The organism is Variovorax nivicola (assembly GCF_051216475.1).
Taxonomy (GTDB): Bacteria; Pseudomonadota; Gammaproteobacteria; order Burkholderiales; family Burkholderiaceae_C; genus Variovorax.
Genome location: NZ_JBPJZK010000003.1, coordinates 671,898 through 683,603, shown reverse-complemented (window position 1 = coordinate 683,603; position 11,706 = coordinate 671,898). Strand labels below are relative to the sequence as shown.

Annotated in this window: 13 protein-coding genes; 8 read left to right on the top strand and 5 right to left on the bottom strand. The window is 64.0% G+C overall.

All coding sequences use genetic code 11. The features are described 5' to 3' along the window. Window positions 1-151: 151 nt before the first annotated feature. The 7 genes from ACSFBF_RS15885 to hemP all read left to right on the top strand — a co-directional run bounded on the left by ACSFBF_RS15885 (window position 152) and on the right by hemP (window position 5,980). Entirely contained in the window at window positions 152-2,548 is a 2,397-nt protein-coding gene (locus ACSFBF_RS15885) for a catecholate siderophore receptor Fiu (RefSeq protein WP_435468513.1), read from the top strand. Window positions 2,549-2,639: 91 nt separating this feature from the next. Further along, entirely contained in the window at window positions 2,640-3,320 is a 681-nt protein-coding gene (locus tag ACSFBF_RS15880; RefSeq protein WP_435468511.1) for a Fe2+-dependent dioxygenase, read from the top strand. Between the two features lie 114 nt (window positions 3,321-3,434). Then, complete coding sequence (locus ACSFBF_RS15875) at window positions 3,435-3,707, top strand: (2Fe-2S)-binding protein (protein ID WP_093051142.1); 273 nt, start codon at window positions 3,435-3,437, stop codon at window positions 3,705-3,707. Window positions 3,708-3,821: 114 nt separating this feature from the next. Beyond that, a complete protein-coding gene (locus tag ACSFBF_RS15870) occupies window positions 3,822-4,514 on the top strand; it encodes an energy transducer TonB (RefSeq protein WP_435468802.1) in 693 nt (230 codons plus the stop codon). A gap of 22 nt (window positions 4,515-4,536) precedes the next feature. Continuing rightward, entirely contained in the window at window positions 4,537-5,253 is a 717-nt protein-coding gene (locus ACSFBF_RS15865; protein ID WP_435468508.1) for a MotA/TolQ/ExbB proton channel family protein, read from the top strand. 5 nt (window positions 5,254-5,258) lie between these two features. Further along, window positions 5,259-5,672 carry an ExbD/TolR family protein gene (locus ACSFBF_RS15860; RefSeq protein ID WP_013540501.1) on the top strand — a complete coding sequence of 138 codons (414 nt, stop codon included), beginning with the start codon at window positions 5,259-5,261 and terminating at the stop codon, window positions 5,670-5,672. A gap of 95 nt (window positions 5,673-5,767) precedes the next feature. Next, entirely contained in the window at window positions 5,768-5,980 is a 213-nt protein-coding gene (hemP, locus tag ACSFBF_RS15855; RefSeq protein WP_093051151.1) for a hemin uptake protein HemP, read from the top strand. A gap of 181 nt (window positions 5,981-6,161) precedes the next feature. Here the strand turns inward: hemP and ACSFBF_RS15850 are convergent, their stop codons facing one another. After that, window positions 6,162-6,569 (bottom strand): GlcG/HbpS family heme-binding protein, encoded by a 408-nt coding sequence (locus ACSFBF_RS15850; protein WP_019655898.1) that lies wholly within the window; start codon window positions 6,567-6,569, stop codon window positions 6,162-6,164. Between the two features lie 164 nt (window positions 6,570-6,733). Here ACSFBF_RS15850 and ACSFBF_RS15845 point away from each other — a divergent pair, with 164 nt between their 5' ends. Beyond that, complete coding sequence (locus tag ACSFBF_RS15845) at window positions 6,734-7,435, top strand: Bax inhibitor-1/YccA family protein (protein WP_435468505.1); 702 nt, start codon at window positions 6,734-6,736, stop codon at window positions 7,433-7,435. 52 nt (window positions 7,436-7,487) lie between these two features. On the opposite strand, the gene rlmD is transcribed toward ACSFBF_RS15845, so the two are convergent. The 4 genes from rlmD to ACSFBF_RS15825 are packed head-to-tail and all read right to left on the bottom strand — an operon-like array spanning window position 7,488 to window position 11,706. Continuing rightward, window positions 7,488-8,924: a 23S rRNA (uracil(1939)-C(5))-methyltransferase RlmD gene (rlmD, locus tag ACSFBF_RS15840; RefSeq protein ID WP_435468503.1), complete on the bottom strand. Its 1,437-nt coding sequence runs from the start codon at window positions 8,922-8,924 to the stop codon at window positions 7,488-7,490. A 31-nt stretch (window positions 8,925-8,955) separates the two neighbouring features. Further along, window positions 8,956-10,002 carry a sigma-70 family RNA polymerase sigma factor gene (locus ACSFBF_RS15835; protein WP_435468501.1) on the bottom strand — a complete coding sequence of 349 codons (1,047 nt, stop codon included), beginning with the start codon at window positions 10,000-10,002 and terminating at the stop codon, window positions 8,956-8,958. Window positions 10,003-10,006: 4 nt separating this feature from the next. Further along, complete coding sequence (locus ACSFBF_RS15830) at window positions 10,007-10,921, bottom strand: peptidoglycan DD-metalloendopeptidase family protein (protein WP_435468499.1); 915 nt, start codon at window positions 10,919-10,921, stop codon at window positions 10,007-10,009. 11 nt (window positions 10,922-10,932) lie between these two features. After that, window positions 10,933-11,706 carry a protein-L-isoaspartate(D-aspartate) O-methyltransferase gene (locus ACSFBF_RS15825; protein ID WP_435468497.1) on the bottom strand — a complete coding sequence of 258 codons (774 nt, stop codon included), beginning with the start codon at window positions 11,704-11,706 and terminating at the stop codon, window positions 10,933-10,935.

Here is an 11,706-nt window from a genome sequence, read left to right as displayed (position 1 = left end):
CCGTATTGAGAAACAATATCATTCGCAGCGATTTACAAACGCTTTGTAAATCGACTCACCCAGCCAGTCCGCCCTCGCTTCTCCAGAAAACGCAGGCCGCCAGGACATCGCCAGTCGAGTCCTGCCGCCGCCCTTTTCGGAGAAGAACTTCATGGCCTACATCAAGAGCCGCAAACACACTGTTGCGCGCGCCGTTCCACACCTCTCAGGCGCTGCCGCCGCCACGCTGATGGCCCTTGCAGCCCCAGCCGCTCTCGCCCAATCGGGTGGCGCGCTGCCTGAAGTCCGCGTGCAGGACTCCACCGCCGCCGACTACAAGACCGACAACTCGTCGAACCCCAAGTTCACGGCTCCTCTGGTGAACACACCCCAGACCATCCAGGTCATCAAGGAACAGATCATTCGCGACCAGGGCGCGACCACGCTGACCGAGGCGCTGCGCAACACGCCCGGCGTGGGCACCTTCTTCCTCGGGGAAAACGGCAACACCAACACAGGCGACGCCGTCTTCATGCGCGGCTTCGACAGCTCGAGCGCGATCTTCGTCGACGGCATCCGCGACCTGGGCTCGGTGTCGCGCGACGTGTTCAACATCGAACAAATCGAGGTCGTGAAGGGTCCGTCGGGCACCGACGTGGGCCGCACCTCGCCCACCGGCTACATCAACCTGGTCACCAAGAAGCCAAAGCTCGAAGACAGCTTCCTTGGTTCGCTGAGCTTCGGCAGCGCCGACTTCAAGCGCGGCAGCGTCGACTGGAACAAGTCGCTGAGCAGCGCCAACGGCATCGGCGCGGCGTTCCGCCTGAATGCAGTAACCGAAGACGGCGGCGTGGCCGGACGCGATTTCGTCAAGAACAAGCGCACGGCGATCGCCCCGTCGCTGGCCCTCGGCCTGAACAGTCCGACGCGCATCTTCTTCGACTACCTGCACGTCAAGCAGAACAACATTCCCGATGGCGGCGTGCCCACCATCGGCCTACCGGGCTACAGCACGCCTGACGCCACCGCGATCACGCGCGGCCTGGCGCGCCGCACCTACCTGAACGCCGCCGCGCGCGTGGATTCGAGCAACTTCTACGGCACCAGCTCGGACTTCGACAACGTGACGGCCGACATGTTCACCGCACGCATCGAGCACGACCTGACGCCCGACATCACCATCCGCAACACCACGCGCTACGGCAAGACCTCGCAGGACTACATGCTGACGTCGTTCATGGGTGGCGGCCTCACGGCATCGGCAACCGGTGTCGGCCAGTTGCCGGCAGCGAACGCGGGCTTCCTCAACACGGTGATCCCGACGATCCCGGCGAGCTGGACCGTCACGCGCAACCTGCCCACCAACAAGGACCAGGAAAACACGATCTTCACCAACCAGACGAGCGTGTCGGCCAAGTTCAACACGGGCAGCATCAGCCACTCGTTCAACGGCGGCCTCGAATTCATCCGCGAGACGCAGCGCGCCAATAACTACTACGCCGCGGGCTACCCCAGCGTGGGCACCACGCTGGCAGCGGCCGGCTCGTGGCCGGCCGCCAACCTGTACAACCCGAACCCGTACGTGAGCGGCTACAACCGCATCGCCAACGGCACTGGCTCGGACGGCAGCACCGACACCATCGGCCTCTACGCCTTCGACACGCTCAAGTTCAACGAGCAATGGCAGCTGACCGCCGGCCTGCGCTACGACCATTACTCGACCACGTACAACGCCACCGCGCTGACGCTCGCGCGCACCGGCAACGGCCCGCAGACTTCGACGATCACGCCGACCAACCTGAAGCTGTCGGACAACCTGCTCTCCGGCAAGATCGGCCTGGTCTACAAGCCGACCGAGAACAGCAGCATCTACGCGGCCTACGGCACCGCCGCACAGCCGCCGGGCGGCGCCAACTTCCAGCTGGCCGCCAGCGGCACCGGCAACAACACCGGGCGGACCGACTTCCTGCCGCAGAAAGCCAAGACCTACGAGGTCGGCACCAAGTGGGACGTGATGAACAAGCGCGTGGCCCTGACGGCGGCGCTGTACCGCACCGACGTGAGCAACGAAGTCGTGCAGGACACGGTCTCGCAGCAGTACTTCCAGACCGGCAAGAAGCGCGTGCAGGGCGTCGAGCTGGGCGTGTCGGGTGCGCTGACCGACAACTGGGGCGTGAGCTCGGGCTTCACCACCATGAACACCCGCGTGGCGAGCGGCCCCTCGGTGCTGGCCGACGGCTCGACCGCCCTCGCCTACACGCCGAAGAAGGCCTTCACGCTCTGGACTACCTACCAGTTCCCGTTCGGCCTGACTGTCGGCGGCGGCGCCCGCTACAACGGCAAGCTGCAGCGCGGCACCGACGGCGCGGTGGGAACGCCGGCGTATGTCGATTCGTACTGGGTGTTCGATGCGATGGCCTCCTATCGCATCAACAAGAACATCGACATCCAGCTGAACCTGTACAACCTGTTCGACAAGGACTACGTGGCGGCCATCAACAAGAGCGGCTACCGCTACACGCCGGGCACGCCGCGCTCGGCCAAGATCACCGCGAACTTCGCGTTCTGACGGTCCTTGCGCGCGCCGGGTTCGCCCGGTGCGGTGCGACACTCGAGCCCCGGCCTGCGCCGGGGCTTTTCTCATTGCGGAGTTCCTGAAAATGATGCTGCATGTGCCCGAAGTGCTGAGCCCTGACCAGGTGCGCGAAATGCGCGCCGCGCTCGACGCCACACAATGGACCGATGGGCGCGAGACGGTCGGCGCACAAGGAGCGCAGGTCAAGCGCAACCGCCAGTTGCCGGAGCAATCGCCCGTCGGCCGGGAGCTGGGCAACATCGTGCTGGCCGCGCTGGCCCGGCACGCGCTCTTTTTCTCGGCCGCGCTTCCGTCGCGCTTCGTGCCGCCGCTGTTCAACCGCTACGAGGGGGGCGAGCACTACGGCGTTCATGTCGACGGTGCGGTGCGTGCCCTGCCCGGCAGCGGCCAGCAGCTGCGCACCGACCTGTCATGCACCCTCTTTCTGTGCGATCCCGAAGACTACGAGGGCGGCGAACTGGAGGTGATCGACACCTACGGCTCGCACGAAGTGAAGCTGCCGGCCGGCGACCTCATTCTTTACCCGGCCAGCAGCCTGCACCGCGTGCACCCTGTGACCCGGGGAGCACGGATCTGCTCGTTTTTCTGGCTGCAGAGCATGGTGCGCAACGATCAGCAGCGCAGCATGCTGTTCGAACTCGACCAGAACATCCAGAAACTGCGCGCGCGCCTCGGCGAATGCGAGGAAACGGTGGCGCTGACCGGGCATTACCACAACCTGCTGCGGCTCTGGTCGGAGGTCTGATCCCAGGGCACAAGATGTTGCATGAATCAGTAACACATAGTTATTGCAAATGCGATGGATTCTTATTTATAATCAGCCACATCCAACAGCCAGCCAACTGCCGCTTTCACAGCCATGATCGTTTGCGTCTGCCGCCGAGTCTCCGACCGAGAAATCGCACGCCATGTGCGGGCCGGCATGACTTTTGACGAAGTGCAATTCGAACTTGGCGTGGCCACTCAATGTGGTCAATGTGAAGGTTGTGCGCGCGATATCGTCGCGCAGTGCAGCGCTTCGCATCCGGTCGCCGCGCTGAATTGCGATTCGGGTCCGAGAGCGATCCAGCTTGCCAACTCCATCAAGGAAAGCAAGGCATGGAACTCGTCTCGGCACTCGGCGGCAGCCTGATTCTGGTCGCAGGTTCGGTCTGGTGGATCTTTCGCAAGTAACGCAACTGGCGTCTTCGTAGCGGTTTTTGCTGCAATCGGGGCACCTTTCGCGGTGCCCGCATTCGAATGGTTGATCGTGTCTGACCGCTTTGCTCCCCCCCCCTCCGTCCTCGGCCTTTCGCGCAATGTCGTCATCGCCGGCGGTGTCATCCTGTTTCACGCGGCCGCGCTCTGGGCGCTTCAAAGCGGATTACTGCGCCGCGCCGCCGAAGTGGTGATTCCGGTCGAAATACTGAGCCAGTTCGTCGAGCCACCGAAGCCGAAGGCGGACCCGCCTCCGCCGCCCCCTCCACCACCACCCCAACCCAAGGTGACCAAGGCTCCGCCTCCGCCGCGGCCCCAGGCCATTCGCGAGCCAAAGCCCACGCCGGCGCCCATGGCGCCCGTTGGCGTAACGGAACCGCCGCCCCCGGCAACGCCGCCGGCACCTCCCGCTCCACCGGCACCGCCCGCGCCACCACCTGCGCCCCCAGCACCGCCAGCCGTGCAACTGCCGTCGAGCAACGCCGACTATCTTCAGAACCCGAAAGCCACCTACCCCGCCATGAGCAAACGGCTCGGCGAACAGGGCAAGGTGATCGTGCGGGTGCTCGTCGGTGTCGACGGCCTGCCCAAGAGCGCCGAGGTCAAGAAATCCAGCGGCTTCGATCGCCTCGACGAGGCGGCCGTGGAATACATCATGAAATGCCGGTTTGTGCCCGGCAAGGTCAACGGCGTGGTGCAGGCCATGTCTTATGACGCCCCCGTCAACTACGTCCTGAACTAATTTTTCTCTGGAGCAACTTCGTATGGATTCCCAATTTGGCTTGATGCACGTCTGGAACCAGGGCGATTTCGTCACCAAAGCCGTGGCCGTGCTGCTGATCGGCATGTCGCTCGCGTCGTGGATCGTGATCATCGTCAAGGCACTCGACGTCATCCGCTACAAGCGCCTCGCCAAGCACTCGCAGGATTTCTGGCACAGCGAAGACTTCGCCACCGCACTGAACAAACTGGGCAAGGACGACAGCAACCCGTTCCGCGCGCTGGCCCTCGAAGGCCGCGAGGCGGCTGCCCACCATCGCAACACCAAGGCCCATCTGCACGATGCGCTCGATGTGAGCGACTGGATCACGCGTGCACTACGCAACGGCATCGACGCCTTCACCGCCCGCCTGCAGACCGGCCTCGCGATCCTGGCTTCGGTCGGTTCCACCGCGCCGTTCATCGGCCTGTTCGGCACCGTCTGGGGCATCTATCACGCGCTGATGAGCATCGGCTCGGCCGGCCAGGCGACCATCGACAAGGTGGCCGGCCCGATCGGTGAAGCGTTGATCATGACGGCACTCGGTCTGGCCGTGGCCATTCCCGCGGTGCTGGGCTACAACGCACTGGTGCGCGGCAACAAGTTCGTGCTGACCAAGCTCAACGCCTTCGCCCACGACCTGCACGCCTACTTCGTGACCGGCGCCCGCGTCCAGAGCGGTAGCGGCGATGCCGTCGTGGTCCCGCTCAAGAAGGGCTGAGCAACATGGCCTTCGGAACACAAGACGAACCCGATGAGGTGATGAACGAGATCAACATGACGCCGCTGGTCGACGTCATGCTGGTGCTCCTCATCATCTTCATCATCACCGTGCCGGTGATGAAGCACGCGGTCAACATCGACCTGCCGCGCGCTTCCAGCGAGCCAGAGCAGCCCAAACCGCAGAACATTCTGTTCAGCGTCACGGCTGATGGCTCCTACTACTGGAACGAACAGAAGATCGACGACAGCGAGCTGCCCAATCGCCTTGCCGCCGAAGCCGCCAAGGAACCGCAACCCGAGTTGCACATCCGCGGCGACAAGGCCGTGCGTTACGAGCGCGTGGCCAAGGCGATGTCGGAAGCTCGTGAAGCCGGTGTGCGCAAGATCGGCTTCATCACCGAGCCCGACGCGAAGTGATCTGAAATCGCAAACTAAAAAAAGTTGATCGCAGCGATTGACTTTTTATTGAGAATCATTATCATTCACTCATCGCTTCGATAAGGGAACTCCAGATGCCAGCCACACCGAATGCCTTTTCTGTCCTGAACCATCCTTCGCTCGACCAGTCGGGTGGTGGCCATGCGTCCATCCAGGCAACGCGTCCGGTGCCAATGGTCGAAAGCACGGAGCTTCTGAAAGGAAGCAAGACCGTGGGCATCATGCACAACGGTTCTCTCTATCGGCTTCAAGCCACCAAACTCGGCAAGCTGATCCTGACCAAGTAGGTCATTTAGCCCGCCCTTCGCGCAAGTTTCATCGTGGGGCGACTCAAGGAGATTCATCTCCGAAGGGTCGTTTTTTGCTAGCCAACGGTTCGCCGACTAGCCAAGCTTTTTTTCACGCTGAAGCCTCCAAAAGAAAACGCCGACTTCGAAGTCGGCGTTTTGCTTTGAGCGGAAGAAAAACTCAGAGGCCGAGAGCCGCAATGCCTGCCTTGGCGATCTGCGCATCTTCATTCGACTTCACGCCGCTCACGCCAACGGCACCGATCACGTGGCCATCCTTGACGATCGGCACACCGCCTTCGAGCAGGCCCTGCACTTCGGGCGCCGTCAGGAACGCCGTGCGGCCACCGTTGATGATGTCTTCGTAGACCTTGCTTTCGCGCCGGCCCATGGCTGCCGTGTGCGCCTTGGCGGGAGCGATGTGCGAAGACAGCGCCGCGGCGCCGTCCAGGCGCTGCAGCCAGAGCAGGTTGCCGGCGTCGTCCGAGATCGCGATGGTCACGGCCCAGTTGTTCTTGAGGGCCTCGGCTTCGGCCGCTGCGGCAATGGCCTTGACATCGGCGAGTTCGAGGAAAGATTTGGTCTTCATGATGAGCTCAGTTTGCGTGAAAACCCGACAGCATAACGACCATGCCGCCAAGGGTGTCTTCAGGGCTTGAGAACACCCCGCATACGGTCTTTGCGACACCCCCTCTTGCAGCCCCCTAGAATGCGCCCAACTGCATCATTGCAGCAATCACAGGAGCTCCGGCCATGAACGACCGCGTTACCACCCTAGACACTTCAACAGGCTACGGCCAGCCGCTGGCGCAGGCTGAACGCCAGCGCGTGCTGCGCAACACCTACTGGCTGCTTGCACTGAGCCTGCTGCCCACCGTGCTGGGCGCCTGGGTCGGCGTGAGCACCGGCATCACCCGCTCGCTCACCGGTGGCCTGGGCCTCATCGTCTTCCTCGGCGGCGCCTTTGGCTTCATGTTCGCCATCGAGAAGACCAAGAACTCTGCCGCTGGCGTGCCGGTGCTGCTGGCCTTCACCTTCTTCATGGGCCTGATGCTGTCGCGGCTGATCGCGATGGTGCTCGGCTTCAAGAACGGCTCGGAACTCATCATGACGGCCTTCGGCGGCACTGCCGGCGTGTTCCTCGTGATGGCTTCGCTGGCTACGGTCATCAAGCGCGACCTGTCGGGCATGGGCAAGTTTCTGTTCGTCGGCGCGCTGGTGTTGATGTTCGGCGCCATCATCAACGTGTTCGTTGGTTCGACCACGGGCATGCTGGCCATCTCTGTGGCCGCCATCGGCATCTTCTCGGCCTACATGCTGTACGACCTGAAGCAGATCATGGACGGCGGCGAAACCAACTACATCAGTGCCACGCTCGCGCTGTACCTCGACCTGTTCAACGTGTTCCAGAGCCTGTTGGCGCTGCTTGGCATCTTCGGCGGCGAACGCGACTGAACTAGCGAGCGAATCGCGCTCACCAGAACAAAGGGCCCCGAGGGGCCCTTTTTCATTCCAGTTCGAAGACCGCGATCGACTCGACGTGTGCGGTGTGCGGAAACATGTTGACCACCCCCGCGAACGTGCAGCGGTAACCCGCCTGATGCACCAGCAAGCCCGCATCGCGCGCGAGCGTCGACGGATTGCAGCTCACGTACACGATACGCTTGGGCGGCGTCCAGCCATCGGTGCGCAGCTCAGGCTGCTGATGGAGGTCGGCCATGGCCTTTGCCAGCGCGAATGCGCCTTCGCGCGGCGGATCGACCAGCCACTTGTCGGCGCTGCCGTCGGCTACCAGCATGGCCGGCGTCATGTCGAACAGATTGCGCGCCACGAAAGTCGCCGGTGACAAGGCACGGCGGGCAGACGTTGCAGGCTGATTTCTCTTGAAGTTGTCGGTCGCGCGCGCCACCAGCGTGTCGCTGCCCTCAATGCCCAGCACCTCGCGCGCCTGGCTTGCCAGCGGCAGGGTGAAGTTGCCTAGGCCACAGAACCAGTCGATCACGCGCTCGTCCGATTGCACGTCGAGCAGGCGCAGCGCCTTGCCCACCAGCGCCCGATTGATGTGCGGATTGACCTGCGTGAAATCAGTAGGCTTGAACGGCATCGTGACGCCAAATTCCGGCAGCCGATAGGCCAGTGGCGTGCCGCCCTCTTCCAGCAGCTTCACGGTTTCCGGCCCCTTGGCCTGCAGCCACCACTGGACGCCTTCATTGCCTGCGGCAAAGGCCTTCAACCGGTCGATGTCCGCACGCGAGAGCGGCTCGAGGTGACGCAGCACCAGGGCGATCGTGCCGAGCCGCGTGGAATCGGGTGCGTCGCCGCAGGCCAGTTCGATCTGCGGGCAGGTCTCGCGCGCGTCCATCGAACCGATCAACGCGCGCAGCGGCATCAGCATCTCGCTGACCTGCTTCGGCAGCACCGGGCACACCTGCATGTCGGCCAGATAGCGACTCTTGCGCTCGTGAAAGCCGATCAGCACCGTGCCCTTCTTGACCACATGGCGCACCGAGAGGCGCGCGCGGTAGCGGTAGTGCCAGGCCGGCCCTTCGAGCGGCCGCAGCAGGTTTTCTGGCTTGACCTTGCCGAGGTGCCACAGGTTGTCTTCCAGAGCTCGCTGCTTCACGGCCACTTGAGCGGCAGCGTCCAGATGCTGCATCTTGCAACCGCCGCAGGCGCCCGTGTGCAGGCCGAAATGCGGGCAGCCCGGGCGCACCCGCTGCGACGATTCGCGGCGGATGGCTGTGACCGTGCCCTGCTCCCAGTTGTTCTTGCGGCGATGAACATTGAACTGCACTTCCTCGAAAGGCAATGCACCTTCGATGAACACGACCATGCCGTCGGCCTTGTGCGCTACGCCCTGCGCATCGAGGTCGAGAGACTCGACCTGCAGCCATTCTTCGCCGGGATTCGTGGGGACTTTCTTTTCTTCGATGGATTCCGTCATCCCCCGATTGTCTCAGCGTGGCCGGGGCCCCCTAGAACAGTGCGTCGCGACCCACACCCGAGCGGGCCAGTTGGCGGCGCATCTTGGCCAGCGCCTCGTTCTGGATCTGCCGCACGCGCTCGCGCGTGAGGCCGAGGCGCACGCTCAGTACTTCCAGCGTTTCGGGCTCGCGGTCGTGCAGGCCGTAGCGCCCTTCCAGCACCTCGCGTTCGCGCGCGTCGAGGGCGTGCACCCATTGGTCGAGCAGGCGTTCCACCTCGTGCGTGTGCGCCACGCCGGTCGGACTAGCCTGCTCGTCTTCGGAAGCCACGGTGTCGGCCAGCGTGAAGCCCTCGTCTCCGTGGGCGTCGCCCGCATCCAGCGAGCGCGGGGCTTCGGACAGGGCCAGCAAGTCGGCCACCGCCTGCACCTCGCGGCCCAGCAACGCGGCAATGTCTTCCACGCGCACACCGTCGGGCCGGTGCGCAAGGAACTCGGCGTCGCCTTCGAGCGTGCGGCGAGCCCTCAGAACCTGCTGCAGTTCGCGCACCACATGCACCGGCAACCGGATCGCGCGCGCCTGCGTCATGACAGCGCGCTCGACGGACTGGCGGATCCACCAGGTCGCATACGTGGAAAAGCGAAAGCCGCGCTCAGGCTCGAACTTGGTGATGGCGTGCATCAGGCCCAGATTGCCCTCCTCGATGAGGTCGGACAGCGGCACGCCCCTGCCCAGGTAGCTCTTGGCGATGTTGACCACGAGCCGCAGGTTGTGCTCGATCATCGATTGCCGCGCCGCAAAGTCGCCGGCCCGCGCGGCGCATGCAGTCTGGTATTCCTGCGCAGGCGTGAAGAGCTCGGTGCGCCGGACCTGACGCAGGTAGATGGTCAGTGCATCCGCGCCCTCGCCGCCAATCAGTTCTCTTGCGACGCCATTGGGCAGCGCGGTGTCTGCCGACGATGGATCTACGCCTTCTTCCGGCGGACCAGCACTCTCGCTGGTGAACTCGCGCTGACCATTGCTGGAAGATGGGCTGCTGCCCCTGCCCGCCAACCCGCGCACAGGCAACAGCGTGCGGCGGGGGCGGGAGGCAGCCATGGCATCACCGGCCGGGCAGGTAGCGCGAGGGATCGACGGGCTTGCCTTGGCGGCGGATCTCGAAATGCAGCTTCACGCGATCAGCGTCGCTGTTGCCCATCTCGGCGATCTTCTGGCCCTTCTGAACCGACTGGTCTTCCTTCACGAGCAGCGTCTGGTTGTGAGCGTACGCCGTGAGGTAGGTGTTGTTGTGCTTCAGGATGATCAGGTTGCCGTAGCCACGCAGGCCTGCGCCTGCATAGACCACGCGACCGTCGGCGGCGGCCAGTACGGGGTCGCCTGCCTTGCCGCTGATGTCGTAGCCCTTGTTCTTGGCTTCGTCGAAACCCGCGATCAGCGAACCGCTGGCGGGCCAGATCCAGCCGAGGTCTTCATCACCCGAGTTGCCGCTGCCAGGACTGGCCGGGGAAGCCGTAACCGGGGCCGGTGGTTTGCTCGCACCGCTGGCAGGCGTCGTGGGCACCACAGCAGGCTGCGGCGTCACAGGCTTCGTGACCGCACCTTCGGAAGAAGTAGCCGGAGGCGTCGCGGGCGCGGCCGCGACAGCCGTTCCCGAGCCAACTGGCGGAATCACGCGCAGCACCTGGCCGACTTCGATCAGGTCTGGGTTATCGATGTTGTTCCAGCGAACGATGTCCTGCCAGCGCTGGCCGGTTTCAGTGCCGATACGGCGGATCGTGTCGCCCGGGCGCACGGCATAGTAGCCAGGCTTGCCATAGTTTTCGATACCGGCGAGTGGCTTGCCGTTGGCATCTGTGGTGATGGGCGGGCCGCCGGGCACTGCTGCGCCTGGCGCGCGCGTCATGGTGCCGCGGTCTTCGACCGGTGCCGGCCCACGCGGTGTGGAACAGCCCGCGATCACGAGCACAAAGGCCAACGTGACGCCAGCGAACCAACTCCGATTGCCAAAACCCTGCATTTGTTATTCCTTCAAGCGATACCTGATTTTAGGGGGACAAAGTGAACCGCCTCAAGAATGAGCCGCTCCAGTCCCCGCGAGGTCTTGTCGATGACGACAAGGGCTTGACCACCACTCGCTGATTGGGTCGGCGCCACGATGCGGCCGCCCACCGCGAGCTGCGTAATCCAGGCCTCGGGCACCGCCTCGCCACCTGCCGCAGCAATGATGCCGGCATAGGGCGCGCCCTTGGCATAGCCGATCATCCCGTCGCCCAGCATCAGATGCACCGTGGCCAGCCGGAAGTGCCGCAGATTAGCTCGCGCTCGCTCGTGCAGGCCACGCAGTCGCTCGATGCTGTAGACCTCGGTCGCCACATGATTCAGCACGGCGGCCTGATAGCCGCAACCGGTGCCGATCTCAAGCACGCGGCCCAGCTTGTCCTGCGGCTTTCCTGCCAGTGCGGGTGCACCCATCAGCAGCTCGATCATGCGGGCCACCACATTGGGCTTCGAAATGGTCTGCCCCAACCCGATCGGCAGGCTCGTGTCCTCGTAGGCTTGGTTGACCAGTGCACTGTCGACGAAACGATGTCGCTCCACGGCGCCCATCGCGCGCAGCACGCGCGGATCGGAAATACCTTGTGCCGCGAGCCTCTGCACCATGCGCGCGCGCACGGCATCGGACGCCATCGAGGGCGTGGAGTGCACCAAGGGCTTGGCCGGCACGGCAGGCATGCGCCCACGCGTGGCGGCAGAAGCAGTAGGTGTCAGGCGAACGGGGAAACTGGGCCGCTGTGTGGCCAT